The sequence below is a fragment of the Dactylosporangium sp. CA-052675 genome, assembly GCF_050947935.1.
Lineage (GTDB): Bacteria > Actinomycetota > Actinomycetes > Mycobacteriales > Micromonosporaceae > Dactylosporangium.
On record NZ_CP192010.1, the window covers coordinates 9,695,018 to 9,720,924 of the forward strand.

Consider the following 25,907-nt stretch of genomic DNA (forward strand, 5'->3'; position numbering starts at 1 on the left):
CCCTACGCGGCCCGGCGCACCGCCGCGGCCTCCTCGACGGCGGGCAGCAGCGCGTGCGCCCAGACCCGATACCCGTCCGCCGACGGATGGAAGCCGTCGTGGCAGAGCGTCCCCGCGTCCGCCCGGAACACCGCCCCGGTACGCGCCCCCAGGTCGACCACCACCGCGCCCGCCGCGCCCGCCGCGGCCGCCTGCAGCCGGGCCATCCGCCGGCTCCGCAGCCCGAGCAGCTGCCGCAGCGGCGGCGCGAAGGCTCGCAGCGCGCCGAAGTCGGGGCAGGTTCCGACGACCACGGGAATGCTGGCGTCGTGCAGCCGCCGGCAGGCCGCCCCGAGGTGCTCGGCCGCGTCCGCGGCCCGGCCGGCGTGGATGACGTCGTTGGTGCCGACGAGCACGAGGGCCACGTCGGGCACCGGCCCGACGAGCGCCCGGGCGACCTGGGTGGCCAGGTCGGAGGAGCGCGATCCGGCCACGGCGACGCTGGAGAGCTCGACCCGCCGGCCCGAGGCCCCGCCCGCGAGCAGCGCCGCGAGCTGACCGCCGACGGTGTCCGCCACCCGATCGACCCCCACGCCGAGCGCGGTCGCGTCGCCGAGCAGCACCAGGCGCATGGGCGGCTTCCCGGGACCCCCGATCGAGGAGCGCATCGCGAGCCGCATGTCGGGCTTCGCATAGGGGCGGGTGCGGGCGGCAACCGCCTGCGCGGCGAGCACGGCGGCCCCGCCGACCGTGCCCACGATCACCGTGACGGTTGCGAGCTGGGCGAGGCGCTTGACGACACTCACGCCCTCACCTCCGTTCCGGGCGAGTCAATCGAATCACGGTCCGGGCGCGACGAACAAGGGGCAAATCCGGACGAACTGCAGAACAGAAAGTGACGGAAACCACCCTCGGCACGTTGCCGCCGGCTCCCGGACCCGTTCCTGCCCGTCGGGCTACGCAGCGTGCCACTGGTATCACGTGATGGCCTACTACCCCGTCGGCCCCCCGGACCCACACCCACCGCCGAGCGCCGCACCATGACCGCCCGAAGGACCGCCCGAAGGACCGCCCGAAGGACCGCCCGAAGGACCGCCCCGGACCGCCGTCCCGCGGCCGCAAGGGGACCGGTCCGGTCCGCCGGCGCGCGACTGTCCGCGCCGGTCCCGGTCGCCGGTCCACCTGGCTCACGCCGGCTCCGAAGCCCGGTCGGTCGCTCGGTCAGTCACCCGGTCCGTGGCTTGGTGCATGGTGCGGTCCATGGCCTGGTCCGGGGCCCGGTCCGTGGCCTGGTCCGGGGTGCGGTCGGCCTGCTGCGGGAGCCGGTGCCAGACCCGCCGGCGCAGCTGGGCCCAGCGGCCCGCGGGACCCCGGTCGCGCCCGGCCACCTGGGCCGCGCTGACCTCGGTGCCCGGCCGGTGCACGGCCTCCACCGCGGCCTGCGGCAGCGACCGCACGCCCTCGCCGGCCGCCAGCGCCTGAGCCGGGGCCCCGATGGCGCCCGCGACCGGGGCCGGCTCGGTGAGCGCGGCGACGACGGTGGGCAGGACGGCCTGGGCGGCGGCCAGGTATCCGGCGCCGGACGGGTGGAACCGGTCGAGGCTGAACATCCGGTCGGGCTCGGCGTAGAAGAGCTCGCCGAGCAGGTCGCCCAGCGAGACCGTCCGGCCGCCGGCCTCGACGACCGCGATCGTCTGCGCGGTGGCCATCTGCCGGCTCCAGCGCCGCGCCAGCCAGCGCAGCGGGGGCTGGATGGGCCGGATGGTGCCCAGGTCGGGGCAGGTGCCTACGACGACCTCGACGCCCGCCTCACGCATCATGCGCACCGCGCGCACCAGGTGCCGCACGGCGGTCGGGATGCGCACGCGGTGGGTCACGTCGTTGCCGCCGATGCAGATGACGGCGACGTCCGGGTGCTGGCGCAGGGCCACCTCCACCTGCGGCGGGAGGCCCTTGGACTCGGCCCCGACGACGGCCAGGCAGCGCATCCAGACCGGCCGTCGCAACTGCTCGGCCAGGCCGGCCGCCACCGCGGCGGCGAACGTCTCGCTGGGGCTCAGCGCACCGTACCCGGCGGCGGAGGAGTCCCCCAGCACCACCAGGCGCACCGGCGGCCCCTCGAACTGGGTGCCGTAGAGCCCGTTGGCCCGCGGCGGGGGGCTCACCACCTGGGGAATCGTCTTGCGCGCCAGCAGCGCCTGGCCCAGCACCAACCCGTAGAACAGCGCGCCCGCCCCGGCTACGCCACCACCACCGACCACCGCCGCCGTGGCTATCCGCTTCACCCGCTCCGACTGCAGCTTCACCGCCCCCGCCTTTCCATCCCCGAGATCCCTGCGGCCCCCGAGGCTAACCCCCGCCCTCCAAGTAACCGTCGCTCATCCGGACCGGTCCGGCCCCGCTCGGAGCAGGGTGATCCGAATCAGCACCCGTTGTTCCGCAACCATTGCGGCGCGATATTCATCCCAGTTGTCGTGTTCCCGTCCGGATGCCCGGCGGTAGTAGTCGACCAAACCTTCAACGCTCTGCGGGGGCGAAATGATTTCAGCTTCACCCTCGACCTGGATCCACCGGCCGTAGAACCCGTCGGGCAGCACGCACACCGCCGCGCGCGGGTCCCGCCGCAGGTTGCGCACCTTGTAGGCGGGCTCGCGGCTACTGATCACCACGCGGCCCTCGGCGTCCACCGCGACGACGACCGGCGACATCTGCACCCCGCCGTCGGCCCGGCGGGTGGCGAGCACGGCCTGATGCTGGTCCGCCAGAACGGCACGAGCCTCATCGAGATCCATGTCGCCATTGTCCCTCAGTCCGGCTCGTGGCCGCCCGCACCGCAGCACACCGCCCCGGCCGCTTCGCGGGGACGAAGCACCCGCCGCGCGCGGCGGGCAGCCGTTTGGCCGGGAGAGCGGCTGCCCGCCGCCGGGACAAAGCGGGCGGAGCGGACGATGCCGCCGCGAACGAAGCACCCGCTCCGCTCGGACGAACCGGTCCGGGAGCCGACAGTGACTCCGGCACATGGTGACGAGCACCGTTACATTCGAAGCAAGGCAGAGAGGGTGGTCACCATGGCGGACAGCGCGCTGCGACGGCGGATGGCGTGGACGGCGCTCGCACGCGTCTTCCGCTCCGACACCCCCGGAATCGGCCGCCGGCTCGGAGCGATCCCGCGCATGATCAAGGCGACGATGAAGGGGCAGTACGACGGCGGCACGCGCCTGGCGATGCTGGCCGTCGCCGGGGCGTACATCGTCTCCCCCATCGACGCCGTGCCGGAGGCGTTCCTGCTCGTCTTCGGGCTCGTCGACGACCTGGCCGTGGCCGGGTACTTCGCCGGCGCCCTGATGGACGAGCTCGAGCGCTTCCTGGAGTGGGAGCGGCAACGGGAGAACATCATTCCCGGACACGTCGTCAAGTAGTCTCGGGCAGGCCGGATAGGCTGGCGGCGTGCGCTACTACGACAACGTCGTCGAGTTGGTGGGCAACACGCCCCTGGTCCGGCTCCGCAACGTCACCGCCGGCATCTCCGCCACCGTCCTGGCCAAGGTCGAATACCTCAATCCCGGCGGCAGCGTGAAGGACCGCATCGCGCTGCGGATGGTCGAGGAGGCCGAGAAGGCCGGGCTGCTCGGGCCGGGCGGGACGATCGTCGAGCCCACGTCCGGCAACACCGGCGTCGGGCTCGCGCTGGTGGCCCAGCTCAAGGGGTATCGCTGCGTCTTCGTCTGCCCCGACAAGGTGAGCGAGGACAAGCAGAACGTCCTGCGGGCCTACGGAGCCGAGGTCGTGGTCTGCCCCACCGCCGTCGCCCCCGAGGACCCCCGGTCCTACTACAACGTCTCCGACCGGCTGGCCCGGGAGATCCCCGGCGCCTGGAAGCCCGATCAGTACGCGAACCCGGCCAACCCCCGCTCGCACTACGAGACCACCGGCCCCGAGATCTGGGAGCAGACCGAGGGCCGCGTCACCCACTTCGTGGCGGGCGTCGGCACCGGCGGCACGATCTCCGGCGCCGGGCGCTACCTGAAGGAGGCCTCCGGGGGCCGCGTGCGCGTCGTCGGGGCCGATCCCGAGGGCTCGGTGTATTCGGGCGGCACCGGCCGGCCCTACCTCGTCGAGGGGGTCGGCGAGGACTTCTGGCCGACGACCTACGACCGCACCATCTGCGACGAGATCGTCGAGGTGTCGGACAAGGACTCGTTCGAGCTGACCCGCCGCCTGGCCCGCGAGGAGGGCCTGCTCGTCGGCGGCTCCTGCGGCATGGCCGTGGCCGCCGCGCTGAAGGTCGCCCGCGAGGCCGGCCCGGACGACGTGGTCGTGGTGCTGCTGCCCGACGGGGGCCGCGGCTACCTCTCCAAGATCTTCAATGACGACTGGATGGCCCGGTACGGCTTCCTGCGCACCGCCGAGCAGACCCCGACGGTCGCCGACGTCCTCGTCGGCAAGGACGGCCGGGTGCCCGGCATGGTGCACGTGCACCCCAACGAGACCGTCCGCGACGCGATCGACTACATGCGTGAATACGGCGTCTCGCAGCTGCCGGTGCTCAAGGCCGAGCCGCCCGTCGTCACCGGCGAGGTCGCGGGCTCGATCGCCGAGCGGGACCTGCTGGACGCGCTCTTCTCGGGCCACGCCCACCTGCACGACATGGTCGAGCGGCACATGGGCGACCCGCTGCCGATGATCGGCGGCGGCCAGCCCGTGAGCGAGGCGGTCGCGCTGCTGGAGAAGGCCGACGCCGCGGTGGTGCTCATCGACGGCAAGCCGGCCGGCGTCATCACCCGCCAGGACCTGCTCGCCCACCTGACCTGAGTCGTCTAGGCGAAGGCGCCGCGGACCGCCGCGATGCGGGCCGCGGCGTCCTGCCGCACCGAGAGCGGGGCGAAGCGGCGCAGGTCGGCCGCGACCACCTGCAGCTGGTCCGGCAGGGCCAGGTCGTTGTCGAGCCGCGGCACGGGCAGCGGCGGCCGGCCCTCCGCCTCCGCGCACCGGTCGGCCATCCACTGCACCAGGTCGTGCATCAGGTCGGCCCGGCTCGGCCCCGACAGCCCGGAGCCCGACGGACTGGACGCCGCCCATCGGGGCGGCGTCCAGTGTGAGACCTGGCCGACCAGCTTGCGCACCGCGGTGTCGAGCTGGTCGTCGTTCGTCATCAGCGGCGCAGGTAGCTCAGCATGCGCAGGATCTCGTAGTACAGGAAGATGAGGCCCACGAGGATGCCGAACGCGCAGTACCAGGCGTACTTCTCCGGCATCCCGTAGCGGGCGCCCTGCTCGATCGCGTCGAAGTCCAGGATGAAGGTCAGCGCGGCGACGCCGATGATCACCAGGCTGAAGACGATCGGCAGCCAGCTGACCTGGCCGTTCATCGTGTACTCACGCAGGCCCAGGTTCACGCCGAACAGGTAGAACAGCCAGTTGGCGAGGGACAGGACCACGACGCCGATGAGGGCGCCGATGACGAACTTGGTGAAGCGCGGCGTCGCGCGCAGCACCTTGAGCTTGTAGAGCACCGCCATCACGGCGAAGATGCCGAACGTGCCGACGACCGCCTGCAGCACGATGCCCGAGAACCAGCTCTCGAACGCGCGGCTGATGACGCCGAGCGCGACGCCCTGCAGCGCCGCGTAGGGGATGATCACCGCGGGGCTGGTGACCCGGCGGAACGAGATGACGAGGCCCAGCACGAGCCCGGCGATGCCGGACATGAAGGCCGCGAAGAGGGTCACCGGGCTGCTGGCCGGCAACAGGATCCAGGCGCCGGCCCCGACCACGCCGGTGATGGCGAGCAGGGCGACGGTCCGGACGACGACGTCGTCCATGGTCATGGCGCGCGTCGGCGCGCCCGGATACGCGGTCTCGTAACGGGAAGCCCGCGCCGCCTCGCCAAGGCGGGTGAGCACCGGGTTCGAACTCTGCACGATCGGCCTCCATGGGCTCTCATTCACGTGTAAGCCCAGGGTACCGCGAACCCGCCCGCGCGAAACGAGCACCATACAGCCCGACGTTACGGTCGCGAATAACGACGGAATTCGTGGGAATTCGGGGGATTTGTGGGGAGTGTCGGCCAGCAAACTCGGTGCCCGGGGCGGGGTTCGAACCCGCACGCCTCGCGGCAGCCGCTTTTAAGGCGGCCGTGTCTGCCGTTCCACCACCCGGGCGTAGAAACGCGATCTCACGGTAGCCCGTCCGACGAACCCCCAACACCGACAAGGGGTTGGCCGTTACTGTCGTCCGGGTGACCAGCGCCCCACAGACCGACGAGGCGGGCACTGCGCCGGTTGACCATGAAACACCGGCCGCGCAGCCATTGCGCATTCGCCGCTTATGGATTAGCGACCTTGCCGCATGCGCCCTCATGGTGCTCGCGGCCGCCCTGCTGACGCGGGGCCTCTGGGCCGATCCAGCGGGTCGCGGCCTGGCGCTGAACGCCGATGACCAGGCCCTCGACGAGTGGTTTCTCGCCTACGCCACCCGAGCCTATCGCGGCGACCTGCACTTCGTGACCGGTGCGCTCAACGCGCCCGAGGGCATCAACGTGCTCGGCAACGCCTCGCTCGTCGGGCTCGGCGTGCTCTTCGCCCCGCTGACCCTCGCGTTCGGGGCGCCGGTGACGTTCGCGGTCGTGACCGGGTTCAACCTCGCGGCCAACGGCGCCGGGTGGTACCTCCTCCTCGCCCGCACCGCCGGCCTGCACCGCCTGGCCGCACTCGTCGGCGGCGCCTTCTGCGGCTTCGCGCCGGGCATGGTGAGCCAGTCCAACGGCCACCTGCACATGACCGCGGCGTGGCTGGTGCCCGCGATCGCCTGGTGCGTGTTCAGCCTCGCCAAGGGGCAGCGCAGTGTCCGGCTCGGGCTGCTGCTGGGCGGGCTGGTCGTCGCGCAGTTCTTCCTCGGCGAGGAGGTACTGCTCCTGGCCGCCATCACCCTCACGCTGTTCTGCCTCGCGTTCGCCGCGACCACCCGGCCGATCCCGAGGCACGTAGTGCCGTCGCTGGGCATCGGGCTCGGCGTCGCCGCGGCCGTCGCCCTGGTCGCGCTCGCGTACCCGATCTGGCTGCAGTTCCGCGGACCGCAGAGCGCGCACGGCGGCGTGTTCGAGCCGGAGCTCTACTCGGCCGACCTCAAGAGCTTCGCGGCCATCTCCCCGCTGTCGCTGGCCGGCGGCGACGGCGCGGCGCGGCTGGCGAGCGGGCCGGCGGAGTACACCGCCTTCTTCGGCGCCCCCGTGCTCATCGTGGTCCTGGGCGCGACGCTGTGGATGTGGCGCCGCCCGGCCGTCGTGGCGTGCGCGGTGGTGTCGATCGTGCTGTGCGCGCTCGCGCTCGGCCCGCACGTGGTCGTCGGGCACGAGCGCACCGAGCAGTGGGCGCCGTACTCCCTGATCGCCCACGCCCCGATCGTGGAGTGGGTGCTGCCGACCCGCTTCGCGCTGGCCGCCGTCCCGCTGCTCGGATTCGTGCTCGCAAGCGTGGTACACGCCGCGCTGACCCAGACCGAGACGCTCAGGCTGCTCGTGCCGGTCGCGGTGGTGGCCGCGCTCGTGCCGCTGGCCCCGATGCCGCTGCCCACCGCCGAGCGCGCCCCGGTGCCGAAGTTCTTCACCGAGGGGTACTGGCGCGGCTGCGCCCCCCGCGACGGCACGATCGTCCCGGTGCCGCTGCCCGACTGGAACGACCCGCAGGCGATGCGCTGGGCCGCGGCCACCGGGGTGTCGTTCGCGACCCCGCAGGGCTGGTTCATCGGCCCGTACGGCGACGGCGGCGGCTCGGCCGTGGGCGTCTTCCCCCGGCCGACGTCGCAGCTGCTGCGCCGGGCGGCGGCCGACGACAGCCCGCCGGTGCTCACCGACCAGGATCACATCGACCTGCGCCGGGACGTCGCCTACTGGCACGCGTCGTGCTTCGTGCTCGCCGACGGCCAGCGGGGCGCCGCGGCGCTCAGGAGCACCCTCGACGCCCTGCTCGGCCCCGGCGAACGCGTCGCCGACGTGTGGGTCTGGCGAGCCCGGAGCTAGGCCGCCTTCTTCTCGCCGGTCTGACCCCGCACGGGCAGCGGGATCGGGACCGCGACCTCGGTGAAGGCCTCGCGCGGCTCGTGCAGGGAGCCGAGCGCGACGACCTCGCGCCGCAGCACGAGCTGCAGGGTCCAGTCCACGAGCACCCGGATCTTGCGGTTCAGGGTGGGGATGCGGCTGAGGTGGTACGTCCGGTGCATGAACCACGCCGGGACGCCTCGGACCTTGATGCCGTACACCCGCGCGGCCCCCTTGTAGAGCCCGAGCCCGGCGACCGAGCCCACGTGCCGGTGCCGGTAGTCGGCGGGCGCCCGGCCCCGCACCACGGCCGCGATGTTGTCGGCGAGCCGGGATGCCTGCCGCACCGCGTGCTGGGCGCTGGGCGAGCACAGCGCGCCCGGCTCCTCGGCGGTGAGGTCCGGCACCGCGGCGCAGTCGCCGGCGCTCCACGCGCCCTCGACCACGTTGCCCTCGGCGTCGACGACCTGCAGCGTCGGCTTGCAGGTGATCGCGCCGCGAGGGCTCCTCGGCAGGTCGGTGTCCTCGAGCATCGGGTGCGGCTTGACGCCCGCGGTCCACACGATCGTGTCGGCCTCGAAGGCGTCGCCGTCGGAGAGCTTCACGAGGCCGTCGACGCACGACTCCAGCCGCGTGCCGAGGCGGATGTCGATGCCGCGCCGCGTCAGCTGTACCGCGGTGTAGGCCCCCATCTCCGCGCCGACCTCGGGCAGGATGCGGTTGGCCGCCTCCACGAGCACGAAGCGGACCTCGTCGCGGGGGATCTCCGGGTAGTACCGCAGCGCGCCCCGGACCATGTCCTCCATCTCGGCCAGCGCCTCGACGCCCGCGTAGCCGCCGCCGACGAAGACGAACGCGAGCGCGCGGCGCCGCGTGGCCTCGTCGTCGGTGGTCGCGGCGACGTCGAGCCGGTCCAGCACGCTGTTGCGCAGGAACACGGCCTCGCCGATGGTCTTGAAGCCGACCGCCTGCTCGCGCAGACCGGGGATCGGCAGGGTGCGCGAGACCGAGCCGGGCGCGACGACGATGTGGTCGTAGGGCACCTCGCGCGCCGGGCCGATGATCGGCTGGACGATCGCGACCTTCCGCGCGTGCTCGATGCTGGTGACCGTGCCGGACAGCACGTGACAGTCCTTGAGCTCGCGGCGCAGCGGGACGACGCTGTGCCGGGGCGAGATGTTGCCGGCCGCCGACTCCGGCAGGAACGGCTGGTAGGTCATGTGGGGCTGGGGGTCGACGACGGTGACCTCAGCCTCGTGCCGGTGGAGCTTCTTGGACAGGCGCAGGGCGGCATAGAGCCCGACGTGCCCGGCCCCGACGATCAGGATTCGCTTCGCAGCCACGGGTTCAACGCTAGGGACGACCGTCGCTGTGCACTGCCGCAGGCCGGACACATGTAACCCTCGTTACCAGGGCTGTAACCAGGGCCACAGGGGGTCAGCCGGACACCCGGCGGGCCACGAGATAGGCCAGGACGCCGGCCGCGGCGACCCCCACGAGCGACGCGACGAGGAACACGGGGCCGATCGTCGCCCGGACGAGGAACAGCATCGCGACGCTGACCACCGCGCTCACGGCCACCACCGCGCCGGCCCGCAGCAGCCAGCCGCTGATCACGCCCGGGGAGACCACGGCGTCGTACGGCAGCACCGCGGCCAGGGCGGCCATGGAGTGCATGAGGTACAGCGCCGTCGAGAGCCCGATGAGCCGGGGGACGGAGACGCTCTCGCCGTACACCAGCGGCCCCAGCACCCAGCCGAGCGCGCACGCGAAGACCGCGAGTCCGGGCAGGCGCGAGCGCGGGAACGTCGCGGGCAGCAGCGCCACGATGGCGGCCAGCACGATGGCGGCCACGTTGCGCATGACCTCGGCCGGGAACGCGAGCACCAGGCTCAGCGCCGCGAAGAGCACGATCGCGCCTCGGACCAGCAACGGCCCGGCCGCGGCCCGCTCGACCTTGTCCCGCAGGCGGCCGATGCGTCCGGAGAAGTACTCCGCCAGCTCGTCCAGCATTACGCCGTCACCGTCCGCCCGACCGCCACGCGGGCGACCCCCTGCAGCACCTCGTCGAGGCTGCCGGCCCCGCCCCAGGCGACGACCGGCACGCCGTGCTCCCGCAGCTGGCCGATGATGGCCTCGCGCTCCAGGCGCCACATGCGCTGGGCGACGTCGCCCCACTTGCCGGTGGCGCGCAGGCGCAGTACCGGATCCGCCAGCGTGTCCACGGCCACCACGAACCTTCCGGCGCGGGCCAGGTTGGCCAGCATCGCCGCGCTGCGCACGTCCAGCAGCGGGGTGAGCACCATCACCAGCGCGTTGCCCTGGATCATGTGCGGGCCGAACGACGACGGCGGCGGCTCGTCGGCCTGCTCGCCGGCGGCGACGTCGAGCAGGAACTCCAGCGCGGTCATGTAGTGCCGCCGGCCGCTGGCCGCGCGCAGGTGCCGGACGGTCCCGCCGTACTGCAGCAGCGCCACCCGGTCGCCCCGGTGCAGGTAGTGCTCGGCGATGCCGGCCGCGGCGCGCACGGTGATGTCGAGCACGGAGGCGCGCCCGTCGATGCCGCCGGAGCGCCCGGCCTCGTGCAGCGCGTCGAGCAGCACGACGACCTCGGCATCGCGGTCGGACAGGGTGCTCACGACGTGGATCTCGCGGGTGCGCAGCGACACCCGCCAGTCGATGCGGCGCAGGCGGTCGCCGGGGCCGAAGCGGCGCACGCCCGCGAGCTCGCCGCCCTCGCCGGGCCGGCGGGAGCGGTGGCCGCCGACGTGCCCGGCCGCGCGGGGCATCGCCTCGGCCGCGTCGAAGTGCTCGGTCGCCGGGTACGCCTTGAGCGGCAGCGGCGGCGTCTGCACCGCGCGGCCGACGAGCAGCCCGTCGGAGGCGACGGCGTGCGCGGTCACCGGGCCGAGCGGGTGGCGGCCCCAGCGCAGCACCCGGCCCTCGAGGTCGACGCCGGAGATCGTCCCGGCGTCGACGGTGACCGCGTAGGGGCGGTCGCTGTGCTTGAGCCGGACCCAGCGCGGGACCACCGAGCGGACCACGACCAGGTCGAAGCCGGCCGGGTTCGGGTTGCCGACGTTGATCGAGACGCCGAGGTCGGCCCCCTCGACCAGGAACGGCTCGGCCGCGACGGCCTCGACGGTGGGGCCGCGGCGCGGGCGGCGCACCAGCGACACCGCGGTGCCGATGGCGAACGGCGCGGCGATGACCACCAGGTCGAAGCGGCCGGTGAGCACGGCGATGAGCACGAGCGCCCCGGTGACCAGCACGGCCCGGCCCAGGGCGCGGGTCGGCTCGAACGCCCGCGCGTGGGACCGGGGTGCCCCCCGCTCGCTCATCGGACCTCAGCCACGGCGACCGCCGTAGGACGGCAGCGCCCCGCTGGCCGGGGCCGGCGTCTGGGCCAGCACCTCGGTGACCACGGAGCGCGGGTCGATGCGCTTGAGCCACATCTCCGGGCGCAGCGAGATGCGGTGGGCCAGGGCCGGGATGGCGACCGCCTTGACGTCCTCGGGCACCACGTAGTCCCGGCCGCTCAGCGCCGCCGACGCGCGGGACAGCAGCAGCAGCGCGAGGGAGCCGCGGGGCGACGCGCCGACCAGCACGTGCGGGTGCACGCGGGTGGCGGCGGTCAGGGCGACGATGTACCGCCCGATCGAGTCCTCCACCATGACGTCCTCGAGCGCCGCCTGCATGGCCAGCAGCGTCTCGGAGTCGACGACCGGCTCGAGGATCGCCTCCTCCTGCCGCCGCGACATCCGCCGCCGCAGCACGTCCCACTCCTCGTCGGCCTCCGGGTAGCCGAACGACACCCGCAGCAGGAACCGGTCGAGCTGGGCCTCGGGCAGGGGGTAGGTGCCCTCGTACTCGATCGGGTTCGCGGTGGCGAGCACGTGGAACGGCGCGTCGAGGCGGTAGGTGGCGCCCTCGACGGAGACCTGCCGCTCCTGCATCGCCTCCAGCAGCGCGGACTGGGTCTTCGGGGGCGTGCGGTTGATCTCGTCGGCGAGCAGCAGGTTGGTGAAGACCGGCCCGGCCCGGAACGAGAACTCGTGGTTGCGCTGGTCGTAGAGGAACGAGCCGGTGACGTCGGCGGGCAGCAGGTCGGGCGTGAACTGCAGGCGGCGGAAGCCGATGCCGAGCGCCTGGGCGAACGAGCGCGCGGTCAGCGTCTTGCCCAGGCCGGGCAGGTCCTCCAGCAGCACGTGGCCGCCGGCCAGGATCCCGGCGAGGACCAGCTCCAGCGAGTCGCGCTTGCCGACGACCACCGTGCCGACCTGGTCCAGGACCACCTTGGCGATCCGGCCCACCTCGGCCGGTGCGAGCGTCTTCATAGCGCCTCCACCTTTGCGACGATCGATGCTATGTCCTGCGGGCTGGGCACGCGGGACGGTGTGTAGTGCAGTAGCTGCCAGAGCTCCTCGCCGACGAGCCGGCGCGCCTGCTCCGGCTGGCCGGCCAGGGTGATGCCGTGGCGCTGGCGCAGCCGCGCGTCGACCAGGTCGGTGAAGCGGGGCACGACGACCGCCGCGAAGCGGTTCGGGTCGCGCTCGCCCCACACGAACCGGTCGTCCCACTTGGCCACGGCCAGCAGGATGCCGTCGCCGGACGGGATCGCGTCGCGCAGGTCGCGCCGCCCCGGCGCCCGTTCCGGACGCCGCCCCGCCCGCGGCCGGGCGACCGGCTCCAGGCCGGCGCCGGTCAGGGTGGCGGGCAGCTCGTCGGCGCGGACCTGCTGCAGCATCTCCCAGATCACCTGGATGGCGACGATGACGAGCAGCACGAGCGCGTACTGCAGGGTGTAGCCGACGAAGTACAGGATGCCGCCGCCGACCGTGGTCAGCGCGACGGCGACGAACAGCCGGCGCACCCACCAGCGCCAGTCGAACGGGCGCGACGGGCGGCGGGACGGGCGCGGCGCCTGCTCGCGGCGCGGGACCGCGGGGCCGCCGTCGAAGAGCTCGTCGAGGCCGACCACCTGCTCGTCACGGGGCACCGGGCTCACCTCCACGCGCGCCGACGCCGGCGAGCTCGGCGCGGATCTGCCGCAGGGCACCGATCGCGTCCTGGCGGGAGCGCTCGCCGATCGGGTGGGTGGCGTAGCGGGCCTCGCGGTACACCTCGGCGAGGCCCTCGAGCGTGGTGCGGCTCACCCGATGGGCCGAGAGCAGGCGGGTGACGAGCTCGGTCGGGCTGTCGCCGACCAGGCGCGGGGTGCCGGCGGCCGCGGCGGCGCGCTCCAGGCGCACCCAGCAGGCGATCACGGCCCGGCGGGGGTCGGTGTCGGTGTCGCTGAGCTCGACGATGCCCGCCTCGACGGCGGCCATGACCTCCTCGGCCGCGCCCGCGGTCATCGGGCGGGGCGCCTCGGGCTCGACGAAGACCCGTGGTCTGGGCTTGGCGGTGCGGTTGGTCAGCAGGTAGTACACCAGGCTGCCGACCAGAACCAGGACGAGCAGCCCGCACAGCCCGGTGGCGCCGGTCAGCACCCAGTCCGGGATCTCGAGGTCCTCGTCGCGCCCGGGGTCGGGCGGCGGCTCGGCCTCCTGCTGCTCGCTCGTGGCCACGACGGTCGGGCTCGGCTGGTCCACCGCCGGCGTCGCCACCGGCACGTTGTTGATCTCCAGCGTGGACATGGACGACGCCAGCCCGCCGATGATGAGCACGGCGATGACACCCAGCACCGGCCACCATCGGCTGAAGGTGCGGTCCCGAGCCTCCACCAGCATCCCGTCGCTCTAAGCCGGCCCGGCGAGCTGCTTCGCCCGGGCGAGAATCTCGTCCAGCATTCCTGGCGTGAGCCGACCGGTAAAGGTGTTCTGCTGGCTCACGTGGTAACAACCGAGCAACGCCGGGGCGCGTTCGGCCTGCCACAGGGTCCCGTGGCCGAACGGTACCTTCCTTGCCGGTGCTACACCGTAGACGGCCCGCAGCGCAGGCCAGAAGGCGGCCCACGCGAATGCGCCGAGGGCGATCACCACGCGCAGGTCAGGGGCGATCTCGCGCATCTCGCGATGCAGGAAGGGCGCGCAGGTGTCGCGCTCGGCCGGGGTGGGCTTGTTGTCCGGCGGGGCGCAGCGCACGGCGGAGAAGATGCGCAGGCCGGTCAGCGTGAGCCCGTCGTCGCGGGCGGTGCTGGTGGGCTGGTTGGCCAGGCCCGCGCGGTGCAGCGCCGCGAAGAGCACGTCGCCGGAGCGGTCGCCGGTGAAGATCCGGCCGGTGCGGTTGCCGCCGTGCGCGGCGGGGGCGAGCCCGAGGATGGCGATGGGCGCCCGGTGCGAGCCGAAGCCCGGCACCGGACGCCCCCAGTACTCCTGGTCACGGAAGGCCGCGCGCTTGACGGTGGCGACCTCCTCCCGCCACGCCACCAGCCGGGGGCAGCGGCGGCACTCGGAGATCTCCTGATCGAGCCGGTCGAGCGCGTCTTCCACAGCTCCGACGTTAGCCGGACGCCGACGGGCTCCCGCTCGGGCTCGGGTCCGCACTCGCGCTCGTCGTCGGCGTCGGGGTCGGCGCCGGGGTCGCGGCCGGCGTCGTCGTCGGGGTCGGGGTGGCGGTGGGCCGCGGTGCAGCGCCCTCCGACGGGGCGGTGCGGCCCAGCGGGCACAGCGGGTAGGCGGGGGTCGCCCGCGGCTCGGGCCCCTGGCCGGAGTAGCAGCGCCAGGCGTCGCCCAACGAGATCGGGTTGCCGTTCTGGTCGTACAGCGTGACGTTCTGCAGCGGCCGCCCGTCCTGGTCCACCGGGTACACGTCCACGACCCCCTCGTACGGGTTGTACGAGGACTGCGGCAGGTAGGTGTGCGAGCCCCCGAGCCGCTCCAGGTTCACGGCGATGACCAGCACGCCGATCACCCCGAGGGCGGTGATCCCGTAGCCGACGAAGCGGTGCATGCGCGGGCGGCCGAGGGCTCCCAGCCGCACCGAGACGATCGCGGCCGCGGCCATGAGCACCCAGCCGAGCGGGTCGTCGATGCGGTCGGCCGGCAGGATGTCCATCGCGAAGATCAGCACCACGATGGCGACCCCGCGCGCGACCCACCAGGCCGGGCGCAGCAGGCGCAGGAAGTCGGTGGCGTGCTCGTAACCGATGAGCCGCCCGCCGCGCTCGTCCACGATCCGCAGCCGGCCGCGCAGCCGCTCCAGGTCGATCCGGGCGGCGCCGGCGTTGCGACCCCCGGCCTCGATGCCGGCCGCGGCGCGCAGCTCGGCGGCGTAGGCGGCGGGCGGGCCGAGCCGCTCGACCAGCGGCCCGCCCTGCTCCTCGAGGACCTCGGCGAAGTGCGCGGGCAGGTCCTCCATGAGGTCGTCGCGCACCTCCTGCGGCAGGTCGGCCAGCGCCTCCCCGACCCGTTCGAGGTAGTAGTCGATCTCCAGGCTGCTGCTGCTCGGCGCGGTCATGCCGCCACCTCCGCTTCGCTCCGGCGCCGGCATGACAGGACCTGATCCTCCTGATGAGCGGCCACTCCGCTTCGCTGCGTACCGCTCATGCCGCCACCTCCGCTTCGCTCCGGCGCCGGCATGACAGGACCTGATCCTCCTGATGAGCGGCCACTCCGCTTCGCTGCGTACCGCTCATGCCGCCTCCTCCCCGATGAGCCGGTCCATGGTCTGCGCGAAGCCCGCCCAGACCTTGCCGGACTGGGCGAGCTGGGCCCGGCCGGCGGCGTTGAGCGCGTAGTACTTGCGATGCGGCCCCGCCTCGCTGGGCACCACGTAGGTGGTCAGCGCGCCGGCCTGGAAGAGGCGGCGGAGCGTGCCGTAGACCGACGCGTCGCCGACCTCGTCGAGGCCGGCCGAGCGCAGCCGGCGCAGGATGTCGTACCCGTAGCCGTCCTCGTCGCGCAGCACGGCGAGAACGGCGAGGTCGAGCACCCCCTTGAGCAGCTGGGTGGTGTCCACGGCAAGCAGAGTAGTACGCAATGCACAGTAGTATCAAGCGCGTAGGACCGAGCCGCGCAAAAAGGCGGCCCGCGACTGATGCGGACCGCCCTGCGAAGGCCTTACCGGTTCTTGCTGCGCCTTACTTGGCGTCGTCGAGGCAGAGGGCGTCGCCGCTGCTGACGTCGGTGCCCTGCCACAGCACGTACTTCGCGTCGGAGTACGCGTTGCAGACGGTGGCCTCGTCCTGCAGGGACTCGGTCTGCGACACGCCGTTCTTGATGCCGACGACCTTGTACTTCGCGGTCGCGTCGTCACACTTGACGATCTTCACACTGACGTTCTTCGACGTGCTGTCGGTGATCGAGTCGCCGGCCAGGCAGTCGCCCACCTTGGCGTTGGACGGGTCCGAGTTGACGCTGTCGACGATGTCGTTCCAGGTGCTGCGGGCGAAGAAGAAGATGCCGCCGCAGCAGACGAGCGCGAGCACCAGAATGACACCGACGATGATCAGAATGATCTTGCCGGCGCTGCTCTTCTTCGGCGGCGGCGGGGCACCGAACGGCGCGCCACCGGGCGCGGCCGGGGCACCGTAGGCCGGCGGCTGGTCGTACGGCGAGCCCGACGCCGGCGGCTGGCCGTAGGACTGGTCGTACGGGGCGCCCGAGGCGGGCTGACCGTACGGGGCGCCCGAGGCGGGCTGGCCGTAGGGGGCGCCGGACGACTGCCCGTACGGCGGCTGGTCACCGCCGGGCGGCGGGTAACCCCCGCCACCGGGTGGCGGGTAGCTGCCGGGCGGCGGGTACTGATCAGACATGCGTTTCCTTCCGGGGTATGCCGCAAAGATCACCCTAACGGGCAAAATGACGGTTGAGCTTGGAAAACCGACCTCTTACGCGCTGGAGACGGCTCACGATATCGGTAGAGGGCCAATGCGCGCAGCACCGAGCGTGCTCGTATTACGGTGTGCGCCGTGACCGATCTGTTGAAACGGCTCGCCGCGGCGCCCGGTGTCTACCGAGGCCGCGGGGACGGGCTGGAGTCCGGACCCTTCGTCGCCCGGATCAAGGTGACCTCGGTGGTGCGGGGCAACGCCATCACGCTGGACTACGAGGCCGTCAGCGACAGCAAGGGCCTGCAGCACGTCGAGCACACGATCCTCACCGCGAGTGAGGCCGGCCGGCTGGAACTGCACGTCACGTGCCTGGAACTGCCGGGTGTGACCAGATTCGTGCAGAGCGAGCCGGGGGTGTTCAACGCCTACGAGGGCGCCCTCCTGGCGAAGATCATCGTCACCATGCCGAGTGACGGCGTGCTCACGTACGGCTGGTGGTGGTCCCGCGACGACGCCGAGCCCCGCGAGCAGTCCCGAGCCGAGGTCCGCCGGACCGGGTGACGCTCCGTGCACGGCACCTGAGCTGCTCTGACACAAATCCGACAGGGCAGACCTGAGGAACTTACGCGAGCGACAGGGCGATTCCGTCGAGAATGTCCGACTCGGAGGCGATCACCGAGTCGACTCCCACCCGATCGACGATCACCCGCAGGATGAGCGCCCCCGCGCCGATCACGTCGGCGCGGCCGGGGTGCATGACGGGGTGCTCGAGGCGCTGGGCGGCGGACTGGCCCAGCAGCCCGGCGGTCACCTTGGCCACGTCGGCGGCGGAGATCCGCGCGCGGTGGATGCGCTTCGGGTCGTACTCCCCCAGCCCGAGCGCCAGCGCCGCCACCGTCGTCACCGAGCCGGCCAGCCCGACCAGCGTGCGCGCCCGGGCACCGTCGACCGCGGCCAGGGCCCGGTCCACCGCGGCCTCGATGTCCGCCTCGGCCGCCGCGATCTGCTCCGGGGCCGGCGGGTCGGCGCGCAGGTGCCGCTCGGTCATCCGCACACAGCCGATGTCGACGCTGATGGCCGCCTCGACGTCGCGCTCCCCCACCACGAACTCGGTCGAGCCCCCGCCGATGTCCACCACGAGGTAGGGCGCCTCGGCGGTGAGCCCGCGCACGGCGCCGGAGAAGGACAGCCGCGCCTCCTCGTCGCCGGTGATCACCTCGGGCGGGAAGCCGAGCGTGTCGAGCACCATCGCGCGGAAGTCGGCCGCGTTCCCGGCGTCCCGGGAGGCGCTGGTCGCCACCATCCGGGCCGCGTCGACCCCGGCCCCGGCGATGTCCGCGGCGTAGTCGACCAGGGCCAGCCGTGTGCGCTCGATCGCGGCCTCCGACAGCCGCCCGGTCCGGTCCACGCCCTCGCCCAGCCGGACGATGCGCATCTGCCGGGTCACGTCCGAGATCTCCGAGTCCCCGGAGACGTCGGCGATGAGGAGTCGGACCGAGTTGGTCCCGCAGTCGATGGCTGCCACGCGCTTCACACCGGAAGCCTACAAATGCAGCAGCATCCGATGGTTGCCGAGGGTGTTGGGCTTGACCCGCTCCAGGTCGAGGAACTCCGCGACACCCTCGTCGTAGGAGCGCAGCAGCTCCTCGTAGATCTGGTGGGTGACCGGGGTGCCGTCGATCGGCACGAAGCCGAACGAGGCGAAGAAGCGGGTCTCGAAGGTCAGCACGAAGACCCGGCGCACGCCGATCTGGCGCGCCGCCTCGAGCAGCTCGGCGACGATCCGGTGGCCGATCTTGTGCCCGCGCAGGAGCGGGTCGACGGCGACGGTGCGGACCTCGGCGAGGTCCTCCCACATCACGTGCAGAGCGCCACAGCCGACGATCGCGCCGTCGCTCGTCCGCTCGGCGACCCAGAACTCCGGCACGGCCTCGTAGAGCGCGACGGTGGGCTTGGAGAGCAGGCGCCGGTCCGCGACGTACATCGCGACCAGTCGCCGAATCCCCCGCACGTCGGCGGTTCGGGCCCGCCGGACGGTTACCTCCATGGGCGTAAGGGTAGTGGCGCGCGGATGTGGCTCCTGACACGCGATCGGGTGCTGATGGTCACCACTGCCCTCATGACGGTGGTGGCCGGCACCATGACGGTCCTGTACGTGACCAAGGACGCGCCCGCCGAGCGCCCGCCGATGGCCCACGTGGCCGGCACGACCCAGCCGCCCCGGCCGAGCGCCCCCGCCTCCGCCGCCCCCGGATCGATCAAGGCGGCGTATGCGGTGCGCAGCAAGTGGAAGGACGGCTTCAACGCCGAGGTCACCGTCACCAACCTGGGCAGCCAGCCACTCATGGGCTGGATCGTGCGGCTGGAGCTGCCCAAGGACGTCGATGTCACCTCGACCTGGGGCGCCACCGCCGAGCTCGGGCCGGGACAGCTGGTGCTGCGCTCGCAGGCGTACAACACCTACCTGGAGGCCGGCGGGGCGATCCGGATGGGATTCGAGGCCAAGGGACCAGCCGGACCACCGACAAGCTGTTCCGTCAATGGCTCACCCTGCTAGCGTCAACAATCCGACTGTTGGGCCGCGAACGGGCTCCGGTCCCGCTCTCGGGTGAAGTCTGACGTACCTTCTTTGGGTGCTGACCCCACCGGCCGGACTCCCCGAGGACGCCCTCGGGGCGGTGCTGACCAAGGAGTGGGGCATTCCGGTCAAGTCGCTGAGCTATCGGGCCGTCGGCTTCGGCAGCCACCACTGGGAGCTCACCGACACCGCCGGCTTCCGCTGGTTCGTCACCGTGGACGAGCCGGCCGACCCGGCGAAGCTCGACGCCTCCCTGCGGGTCGCCGCCGATCTGCACGCCACCGGGCACTCCTTCGTCGTCGCGCCGGCCCCCGCGCTGGACGGCGCCGTCACGGTGCACCAGGGGCCGTTCACGATCGCGCTGTACCCGTTCGTCGAGGGGGCCAGCTTCGAGTGGAACGCGTTCACCGGCCCCACCCACCGCCGGGCCACCCTCGACATGATCATCCGGCTGCACACCGCCCCGCCCATCGCCCGCCGCCACGCGCGCGTGGACGACTTCGCGGTCCCGCACCGCGACGAGGTCGAGGCCGCCCTGCGCCGGCCCGGCGACGAGGCCGCCTGCGGCCCCTACGCGGTGCCCGCGGCCGACCTGCTCGAGGCGCACCGCCGGCCGCTGCAGCGGGTGCTGGCCCGCTACGACGAGCTCGTGCTGCAGAGCCGGGCCGAGCCGGTGCGGGCGGTGCTCACCCACGGCGAGCCGCACTCGGGCAACACCATGCGCACGCCGACCGGGTGGCGGCTCATCGACTGGGACACGGTGCTGGTCTCCCCGCCGGAGCGCGACCTGTGGCTGATCGAGCCCGGCGACGGGTCGATCTTCGCCGCCTACGCCGAGGCCACCGGCGTGCTCGTCCGCCCGTCCACGATCATGCTGTTCCAGCTGCGGTGGGCGCTGTCGGACATCGCGGTCGAGGTGCGCCGCTTCCGCCGGCCGCACACCGGCACCCAGGACGACGCCGAGGGCTACGAGATCCTGCGCTCAGTCGTCACCAGCATCGAGTGACACGCAGGGCCCCTGCGCCCACCACTCGCCGGCCAGCTGCACGGTCTCGTCGCCGAACGGGTTCACGCCCGGCCCGACCGCCAGGGCGTGCCCGAGGTGGACGTGCAGGCACTTCACGCGGGTCGGCATGCCACCCGCGGAGACGCCGTCGATCTCGGCCACGTGCCCGACCGCCTCGCGGCGGCGCAGGTAGTCCTCGTGGGCGGCCTGATACCGGGCGGCGAGGTCGGGGTCCTCGGCGAGCCGGGCGCCCATCTCGCGCATCAGGCCCGCCGACTCGAGCCGGCTGCACTCGTGCACGGCCCGGGAACAGGTCAGGTAGAACAGCGTCGGGAACGGCGTGCCGTCGGGCAGCCGCGGGGTGGTCTCGACGACGTCGGGCAGGCCGCAGGGGCAGCGGTGGGCGACCGCGCGGGTGCCCCGGGGCGTGCGCCCGAGCTGCCGCGCGACCACGGCGAGATCCTTCTCGGTGGCCGGCGCGCTGAACGCGTCCGATTCGCTCACTGTTTGTCCGCCGCCTCGACGCTCGACCAGAGTTTGCCGTACCAGGGCCGGGGCGGCTTCGGCGCGCCCGGCAGCTCGGCGGGGTCGGTGGCCTGGTTGTTCGCCGGGTCGACGACCACGTAGGGCTTCTCGCCGGGCAGCACCATGTGCAGCCGCTGACGGGCCTGGGAGATCACGTATTCGGGGTCGTCCCACTTCTTCGCGCGCGCCTGCATCTCGGCGACCTTGACGGTCTGGCGCTGCTGGCTCTCCTCCAGCGCCTCGATCTCGGCCTGCTGGGCGAGGTAGACCCGCACCGGGTAGGCGTAGGCGAGCAGCAGCACGAGCAGCACCAGGCTCAGCACGACCGCGCGGCTGGTGAACCGGCGCGGCTGCGGGGCCCGGGTGCGCAGCGCCGCCCCGGCGCCGGTGGCCACGGCCCGGCGCGCGACCATCGGCCGCGAGGGCGCCCGGCCGGCCCGCTGCGTGCCCCGGCGATCGCCCTGCCCGCGAGGGGCCGAGCCGCGGGGGCCGATGCCGCGCCCGCCCGGCCTGGTGCGCTGCTGCATGTGCTCCTCCCCAGCTCCGTGCGGCCCGTGACCCCGGTCCGCCCGAGGCGGATCGGGGTCGCGGGCCGATCAGAACGATTTATGCACGGTAGCGCGGGAAGGCGCCCCGGCCGGCGTAGCGCGCCGCGTCGTCGAGCTCGTCCTCGATGCGCAGCAGCTGGTTGTACTTGGCGACCCGCTCGGAGCGGGCCGGCGCGCCGGTCTTGATCTGGCCGCTGCCCACGGCGACGGCGAGGTCGGCGATCGTGGTGTCCTCGGTCTCACCCGAGCGGTGGCTCATCATCGTGCGGAAGCCCGCGCGGTGCGCGAGGTCCACGGCGTCGAGCGTCTCGGTGAGCGAGCCGATCTGGTTCACCTTCACCAGCACCGCGTTCGCGGTGTCGGTGGCGATGCCCCGGGCGATGCGCTGCGGGTTGGTGACGAACAGGTCGTCGCCGACGATCTGGATCCGGGAGCCGAGCGCGTCGGTCATCGCCTTCCAGCCGTCCCAGTCCTCCTCCGACAGCGGGTCCTCGATGGACACGATCGGGTAGGCGTCGACGAGCTGGGTGTAGTACGCGATCATCTCGTCGGACGACTTGCCGGCGCCCTCGAACGTGTAGGCGCCGTCCTTGAAGAACTCGGTCGCGGCCACGTCGAGCGCGAGCACGATGTCGCTGCCCAGCGAGAAGCCGGCCTTCTCCACGGCCTCGGCGATCAGGTCGAGCGCGGCCGCGTTGGTCGGCAGGTTGGGCGCGAAGCCGCCCTCGTCGCCGAGGCCCGTCGACAGGCCCTTCTTCTTCAGCACCGACTTGAGCGTGTGGTAGACCTCGGCGCCGGTGCGCAGGGCCTCGCGGAAGGTCGGGGCACCGACCGGCGCGATCATGAACTCCTGCACGTCGACGTTGGAGTCGGCGTGGGAGCCACCGTTGAGGATGTTCATCATCGGCACCGGCAGCAGGTGCGCGTTCGGGCCGCCGAGGTATTTGAACAGGCTCAGCCCGGCCGAGTCGGCCGCGGCCTTGGCCACCGCGAGCGACACGCCGAGGATCGCGTTCGCGCCCAGCTCCGACTTCTCCGGGGTGCCGTCGAGGTCGAGCATGGCCTGGTCGACGAGGCGCTGCTCGGTGGCGTCGAAGCCGCGCACGGCCTCGGCGATGCGCTCGTTGACGTTCTCCACCGCCTTCTCGACGCCCTTGCCGAGGTAACGCTTGCTGTCGCCGTCGCGCAGCTCGTTGGCCTCGAACGCGCCGGTCGAGGCGCCCGAGGGAACCGCCGCCCGGGCCAGGGTGCCGTCGTCGAGGACGACCTCGACCTCGACCGTCGGGTTGCCCCGCGAGTCGAGGATCTCCCGCGCGCCGATTGCTTCGATAGTGGCCACTGTCGTGTCACTCCTTGCCGAAAAAATTGTGGTCGGCCGCCACGGTGCGGCACCCCTGAGCCTATCCCCCGGCGGGATCTCGCCCGCCGCTCGGGTTACAGATCCAGCAGCGTGCGCAGGTGGCGCGGGGGCGGGGAACCGTGCGCGAGCATCCGGTCGTGCCAGTCGCGGAGGGTGACGTTCGCCGGGCGTTCATCGGCGATCTGCCGGACCTCGGTGTAGCCCACGAAATACGTCGACAGCTGGGTGGAGCTCAGCAGGGCGCGGCGCCACTTGCCGGCCGCCTCGCCCTCCTCCTGGAAGCCGCGCTCCATCATCAGCGCCATCGCGTCGGCCTCGCCCATGCCGTCGCAGTGCACGCGCTGGTCGATGATGGCATTGATGCTCATGCGCAGCTGCATCTTCAGCTGCTGCAGGCGCACCGGCAGGCCGCCGAAGCCCCGCTCGGCCATGAGCTCCTCGGCGTAGACCGCCCAGCCCTCCACGAACGGGCCGCTCCAGCCGATCGCCCGGGCCCGGGTCCGGCCGCGGAAGCGGCGGGCGTGGGCCAGCTGCAGGAAGTGGCCCGGCGTCGCCTCGTGGACGGTCAGGTCGCGCAGCATGTGGCGGTTGTACTCGCGGTAGAACGACGCCACCCGCTCGCTCGACCAGTCGGCCGGCGTCGGCGAGATGCAGAAGAACGTCGGCAGCTCCGCGGGCTCCAGCAGACCCGGCGGGTCGCAGTAGGCCACGGCCACGCCGCGCGCGAACTCGGGCATCTCCATGATCACCAGGGGGTCGTCGATGAGGGTGATCAGGTCGTGCTCGCGCACGAAGGCGGTCGCCTCGTCCAGCGAGACCTTGGCCAGCTCCACGATGGTGTCGTCGTCCGGCACGTCGGCCGCGGCCCGGGCCAGGGCCGCGCGGATGTCCCGGTCGCCGGTCAGCTCGGCCGCGACCTCCCGCAGCTCCTCGGTCACCCGGTCCAGGTTCGCCTCGGCCCGCTCCAGCACCGCGCGGGCGCCCAGCTCCGTGTCCAGCGTGTGCCAGAGCCGCGCCTCCCACAGCCGGCGGCCCAGGCGGGGGTCGCGGTCGCTCGAGTCGAGGCGGCCGCGCAGCCAGTCGGCGAAGGCGTCCAGCTCGGTCGCGGCGCGCTCCTGGGCCGGCGCGATCACCTCGGCCAGGCCGGGCTCCTCCTTGAGCAGCTCGCCGAGCTCCTCGCGCACCAGCCGGGCGGTGCCCGCGAACTGCCCGATCGCCGTCTCGACGTGCACGCGGGGCGACTCGCCGAGCACCTCGCGGGCGGTGGCCAGGGCGTCGGGGATCGCGCTCAGCCGCGCGGCGAGCGACATCAGCCGCTGCTCGGCCGGGGCGAAGGGGCGCGAGATCAGCCCGTGCAGCAGGGTGCCGGGGTTGTGCACGAGCGGGTTCCACTCGTGCTCGCGGATCTCGGTGCGCTCGAACAGCATCCGCTCCACCCGGGCCAGCAGCACGGCGTGGTCGACCTGGTCCTGCCGGTCGAGCTCGTCGACGTCGATCTGGCTCAGCGCGGCGGAGGCGTCGCGCAGCATGTCGACGTCGCCGGCCACCCCCTCGGCGGAGTAGTCGGGCAGCCGGTTGTCGAAGCGGTGATCCCCGGCGCCGGCGGCCAGCGCGGGCGCACACTCGAGCAACGCGTCCGCGATGTGCTCGGCCAACGGAACAAAGTGCTGGGACATCCCCCGACCGTATCCGGTGCGCGAGGCCGGCGCTCACCCCCCGAGGTCACACGAGCGTGGCGAGTTTGCGCACCGCGGCCGCCAGCTCGTGCGGCGTGTGCGCGGCGTAGCCCAGCACCAGCCCGCCCGGCCCGCCCTTGCGCACCCGCAGCGTCGACAGCGCCAGCGGGCCCAGGCCGGCGGCGGCCGCGCGTTCGGCCACGGCGCGGTCGTCGACGCCCGGCGGCAGCTCCACGACCAGGTGCAGGCCCGCCGCGATACCGCCGATGCGGGCGCGCGGCAGGTGCCGGCGCACGGCCGCGACCACGGCGTCGCGGCGCTCGCGGTGCAGGCGGCGGGCGCGGCGCAGGTGCCGGTCGTAGCCGCCGCCGGCCAGGAACTCGGCGAAGGCGAGCTGCTGCAGGGCCGGGCCGCCGTTGTCGGCGTCGTGCTTGGCCGCGCACAGGTCGGGCAGCCACTGCGGCGGCGCGGCCAGCCAGCCCAGCCGCAGGCCGGGCGCGAGGACCTTGCTCACCGAGCCGACGAGGGCCACCCGGTCCGGGGCCAGGCCCTGCAGGCAGGCCACGGGCTCGCGGTCGTAGCGGTACTCGGCGTCGTAGTCGTCCTCCACCACGAGCCCGTCCACGCGGCGCGCCCAGGCGATCACCTCGGCCCGCCGGCCGGGGGCGAGGACCACGCCGGTCGGGAACTGGTGGGCCGGGGTCAGCACCACCGCGCGGACGCGGGTGCGGGCCAGGGCGGCGACGTCGAGGCCGTCGGCGTCCACCGGCACGGCGAGCACGTCGAGGCCGAGCCGGGCCAGGTGCTCGCGCAGCGCGGCCGGGCCCGGGTCCTCCAGCGCGATCCGCCTGACCCCGCGGGTTAGCAGCACCCGGGCCAGCAGCGCCAGGCCCTGCGTGACGCCCGCGGTGACGATCAGCCCGTCGGCGGGCACGAGGGCCGCCCGGACCCGGCCGAGGTAGCCCGCCAGCTCGGCCCGCAGCCGGGGCACGCCGGTCGCGTCACCGTAGTCGAAGTCCGCGTCGAGCGCGCCGGTCAGGGCGGTCTCGTAGGCGCGGCGCCAGGCCGTGCGCGGGAAGGCGCCCAGGTCCGGCACGCCCGGGCGCAGCGGGGCGACCGCGGCGCGCCGCTCGACGACGTCGGCGCGGCGGCGGGGCGCGGCCGCGACCACCTCGGCCACCACGGTGCCGGAGCCGCGCCGGCTGACCAGGCGGCCCTCGGCGGCCAGCTGCTCGTAGGCGCCGACCACCAGGCCGCGGGACACGCCCAGGTCGGCGGCGAGGTCGCGGGTGGAGGGCAGCCGGGTGCCGGGGGCGAGGCGGCCCCGCGTGATCGCCTCGCGCAGGGCAACGACGAGCTGCTCGCCGACCCGTGGGCGGGTGCGGTCGAGCTCGACCAACGCCTCCCATACCGACAAGAAGTGGCCCTCCGAAACGGTCCCTCGGTGGCACTGTAGCGGGTACCACTGGCGCTCGTAAGTTCGTG

General features: G+C 73.3%; 28 protein-coding genes and 1 tRNA gene. 6 read left to right on the top strand and 23 right to left on the bottom strand.

Features of this window, described 5'->3' with window-relative positions; genetic code table 11:
- Window positions 1-2: 2 nt before the first annotated feature.
- The 3 genes from ACQP1P_RS43490 to ACQP1P_RS43500 form a co-directional block, all read right to left on the bottom strand.
- Complete coding sequence (locus tag ACQP1P_RS43490) at window positions 3-785, bottom strand: SGNH/GDSL hydrolase family protein (protein ID WP_433080574.1); 783 nt, start codon at window positions 783-785, stop codon at window positions 3-5.
- 381 nt (window positions 786-1,166) lie between these two features.
- Window positions 1,167-2,285, bottom strand: a complete 1,119-nt coding sequence (locus tag ACQP1P_RS43495; protein ID WP_433080576.1) for an SGNH/GDSL hydrolase family protein — start codon at window positions 2,283-2,285, stop codon at window positions 1,167-1,169.
- A gap of 72 nt (window positions 2,286-2,357) precedes the next feature.
- Entirely contained in the window at window positions 2,358-2,771 is a 414-nt protein-coding gene (locus ACQP1P_RS43500; protein ID WP_433080578.1) for a PPOX class F420-dependent oxidoreductase, read from the bottom strand.
- A 276-nt stretch (window positions 2,772-3,047) separates the two neighbouring features.
- Here ACQP1P_RS43500 and ACQP1P_RS43505 point away from each other — a divergent pair, with 276 nt between their 5' ends.
- Window positions 3,048-3,398, top strand: a complete 351-nt coding sequence (locus ACQP1P_RS43505) for a YkvA family protein (RefSeq protein WP_433080580.1) — start codon at window positions 3,048-3,050, stop codon at window positions 3,396-3,398.
- A 28-nt stretch (window positions 3,399-3,426) separates the two neighbouring features.
- On the top strand, window positions 3,427-4,791 hold the full coding sequence (locus tag ACQP1P_RS43510; protein WP_433080582.1) for a cystathionine beta-synthase: 1,365 nt from the start codon (window positions 3,427-3,429) through the stop codon (window positions 4,789-4,791).
- 5 nt (window positions 4,792-4,796) lie between these two features.
- Here the strand turns inward: ACQP1P_RS43510 and ACQP1P_RS43515 are convergent, their stop codons facing one another.
- The 3 genes from ACQP1P_RS43515 to ACQP1P_RS43525 form a co-directional block, all read right to left on the bottom strand.
- Window positions 4,797-5,132 carry a hypothetical protein gene (locus tag ACQP1P_RS43515; protein WP_433080584.1) on the bottom strand — a complete coding sequence of 112 codons (336 nt, stop codon included), beginning with the start codon at window positions 5,130-5,132 and terminating at the stop codon, window positions 4,797-4,799.
- Window positions 5,132-5,899 (bottom strand): Bax inhibitor-1/YccA family protein, encoded by a 768-nt coding sequence (locus tag ACQP1P_RS43520; RefSeq protein ID WP_433080586.1) that lies wholly within the window; start codon window positions 5,897-5,899, stop codon window positions 5,132-5,134. Before ACQP1P_RS43520 ends, ACQP1P_RS43515 begins: the two co-directional genes overlap by 1 nt.
- Window positions 5,900-6,058: 159 nt before the next feature.
- Window positions 6,059-6,139 (bottom strand) — tRNA-Leu (locus ACQP1P_RS43525).
- 197 nt (window positions 6,140-6,336) lie between these two features.
- Here ACQP1P_RS43525 and ACQP1P_RS43530 point away from each other — a divergent pair.
- On the top strand, window positions 6,337-7,995 hold the full coding sequence (locus tag ACQP1P_RS43530) for a hypothetical protein (protein WP_433080588.1): 1,659 nt from the start codon (window positions 6,337-6,339) through the stop codon (window positions 7,993-7,995).
- On the opposite strand, the gene ACQP1P_RS43535 is transcribed toward ACQP1P_RS43530, so the two are convergent.
- From ACQP1P_RS43535 to ACQP1P_RS43580, 10 genes are all read right to left on the bottom strand, one after another.
- A complete protein-coding gene (locus ACQP1P_RS43535; protein ID WP_433080590.1) occupies window positions 7,992-9,356 on the bottom strand; it encodes an NAD(P)/FAD-dependent oxidoreductase in 1,365 nt (454 codons plus the stop codon). The genes ACQP1P_RS43530 and ACQP1P_RS43535 overlap by 4 nt on opposite strands.
- Before the next feature lie 94 nt (window positions 9,357-9,450).
- Entirely contained in the window at window positions 9,451-10,026 is a 576-nt protein-coding gene (locus ACQP1P_RS43540) for a hypothetical protein (RefSeq protein ID WP_433080592.1), read from the bottom strand.
- Window positions 10,026-11,354 carry a DUF58 domain-containing protein gene (locus ACQP1P_RS43545; protein ID WP_433080594.1) on the bottom strand — a complete coding sequence of 443 codons (1,329 nt, stop codon included), beginning with the start codon at window positions 11,352-11,354 and terminating at the stop codon, window positions 10,026-10,028. The genes ACQP1P_RS43540 and ACQP1P_RS43545 overlap by 1 nt, the downstream gene beginning before the upstream one ends.
- A 6-nt stretch (window positions 11,355-11,360) precedes the next feature.
- The gene (locus ACQP1P_RS43550) at window positions 11,361-12,350 is read right to left on the bottom strand and encodes an AAA family ATPase (protein ID WP_433080596.1); all 990 of its coding nucleotides are present in this window, start codon (window positions 12,348-12,350) and stop codon (window positions 11,361-11,363) included.
- Window positions 12,347-13,012, bottom strand: a complete 666-nt coding sequence (locus ACQP1P_RS43555; RefSeq protein ID WP_433080598.1) for a hypothetical protein — start codon at window positions 13,010-13,012, stop codon at window positions 12,347-12,349. The genes ACQP1P_RS43550 and ACQP1P_RS43555 overlap by 4 nt, the downstream gene beginning before the upstream one ends.
- The gene (locus tag ACQP1P_RS43560) at window positions 13,002-13,745 is read right to left on the bottom strand and encodes a DUF4129 domain-containing protein (RefSeq protein ID WP_433080600.1); all 744 of its coding nucleotides are present in this window, start codon (window positions 13,743-13,745) and stop codon (window positions 13,002-13,004) included. The genes ACQP1P_RS43555 and ACQP1P_RS43560 overlap by 11 nt, the downstream gene beginning before the upstream one ends.
- Window positions 13,746-13,754: 9 nt before the next feature.
- Window positions 13,755-14,447: a uracil-DNA glycosylase gene (locus ACQP1P_RS43565; RefSeq protein WP_433080602.1), complete on the bottom strand. Its 693-nt coding sequence runs from the start codon at window positions 14,445-14,447 to the stop codon at window positions 13,755-13,757.
- 10 nt (window positions 14,448-14,457) lie between these two features.
- Entirely contained in the window at window positions 14,458-15,414 is a 957-nt protein-coding gene (locus ACQP1P_RS43570) for an HAAS signaling domain-containing protein (protein ID WP_433080604.1), read from the bottom strand.
- 174 nt (window positions 15,415-15,588) lie between these two features.
- Entirely contained in the window at window positions 15,589-15,915 is a 327-nt protein-coding gene (locus ACQP1P_RS43575; RefSeq protein ID WP_433080606.1) for a PadR family transcriptional regulator, read from the bottom strand.
- A gap of 121 nt (window positions 15,916-16,036) precedes the next feature.
- Window positions 16,037-16,711 carry an LppU/SCO3897 family protein gene (locus ACQP1P_RS43580; protein ID WP_433080608.1) on the bottom strand — a complete coding sequence of 225 codons (675 nt, stop codon included), beginning with the start codon at window positions 16,709-16,711 and terminating at the stop codon, window positions 16,037-16,039.
- A gap of 156 nt (window positions 16,712-16,867) precedes the next feature.
- On the opposite strand from ACQP1P_RS43580, the gene ACQP1P_RS43585 reads away from it, so the two are divergent.
- Window positions 16,868-17,290: a hypothetical protein gene (locus ACQP1P_RS43585; RefSeq protein ID WP_350611989.1), complete on the top strand. Its 423-nt coding sequence runs from the start codon at window positions 16,868-16,870 to the stop codon at window positions 17,288-17,290.
- 61 nt (window positions 17,291-17,351) lie between these two features.
- Here ACQP1P_RS43585 and ACQP1P_RS43590 read toward each other — a convergent pair whose 3' ends face one another.
- Both ACQP1P_RS43590 and ACQP1P_RS43595 read right to left on the bottom strand, forming a co-directional pair.
- Window positions 17,352-18,254: an exopolyphosphatase gene (locus tag ACQP1P_RS43590; RefSeq protein ID WP_433090375.1), complete on the bottom strand. Its 903-nt coding sequence runs from the start codon at window positions 18,252-18,254 to the stop codon at window positions 17,352-17,354.
- A gap of 18 nt (window positions 18,255-18,272) precedes the next feature.
- Window positions 18,273-18,776 carry an amino-acid N-acetyltransferase gene (locus tag ACQP1P_RS43595; protein WP_433080610.1) on the bottom strand — a complete coding sequence of 168 codons (504 nt, stop codon included), beginning with the start codon at window positions 18,774-18,776 and terminating at the stop codon, window positions 18,273-18,275.
- A 24-nt stretch (window positions 18,777-18,800) separates the two neighbouring features.
- Between ACQP1P_RS43595 and ACQP1P_RS43600 the strand changes: the two genes are divergently transcribed.
- Both ACQP1P_RS43600 and ACQP1P_RS43605 read left to right on the top strand, forming a co-directional pair.
- Window positions 18,801-19,286, top strand: coding sequence for a cellulose binding domain-containing protein (locus ACQP1P_RS43600; protein WP_433080612.1), 486 nt, complete (start codon window positions 18,801-18,803; stop codon window positions 19,284-19,286).
- A 76-nt stretch (window positions 19,287-19,362) separates the two neighbouring features.
- Window positions 19,363-20,313 carry a phosphotransferase gene (locus ACQP1P_RS43605; RefSeq protein WP_433080614.1) on the top strand — a complete coding sequence of 317 codons (951 nt, stop codon included), beginning with the start codon at window positions 19,363-19,365 and terminating at the stop codon, window positions 20,311-20,313.
- Here ACQP1P_RS43605 and ACQP1P_RS43610 read toward each other — a convergent pair.
- From ACQP1P_RS43610 to ACQP1P_RS43630, 5 genes are all read right to left on the bottom strand, one after another.
- The gene (locus tag ACQP1P_RS43610) at window positions 20,290-20,817 is read right to left on the bottom strand and encodes a DUF501 domain-containing protein (RefSeq protein WP_433080616.1); all 528 of its coding nucleotides are present in this window, start codon (window positions 20,815-20,817) and stop codon (window positions 20,290-20,292) included. The genes ACQP1P_RS43605 and ACQP1P_RS43610 overlap by 24 nt on opposite strands.
- The gene (locus ACQP1P_RS43615; RefSeq protein WP_433080618.1) at window positions 20,814-21,365 is read right to left on the bottom strand and encodes an FtsB family cell division protein; all 552 of its coding nucleotides are present in this window, start codon (window positions 21,363-21,365) and stop codon (window positions 20,814-20,816) included. Before ACQP1P_RS43615 ends, ACQP1P_RS43610 begins: the two co-directional genes overlap by 4 nt.
- 79 nt (window positions 21,366-21,444) lie before the next feature.
- The gene (gene eno / locus ACQP1P_RS43620) at window positions 21,445-22,725 is read right to left on the bottom strand and encodes a phosphopyruvate hydratase (RefSeq protein ID WP_433080620.1); all 1,281 of its coding nucleotides are present in this window, start codon (window positions 22,723-22,725) and stop codon (window positions 21,445-21,447) included.
- Window positions 22,726-22,820: 95 nt separating this feature from the next.
- Complete coding sequence (locus ACQP1P_RS43625) at window positions 22,821-24,422, bottom strand: DUF885 domain-containing protein (protein ID WP_433080622.1); 1,602 nt, start codon at window positions 24,420-24,422, stop codon at window positions 22,821-22,823.
- Between the two features lie 46 nt (window positions 24,423-24,468).
- A complete protein-coding gene (locus ACQP1P_RS43630; protein WP_433080624.1) occupies window positions 24,469-25,839 on the bottom strand; it encodes a PLP-dependent aminotransferase family protein in 1,371 nt (456 codons plus the stop codon).
- Window positions 25,840-25,907 lie beyond the last annotated feature (68 nt).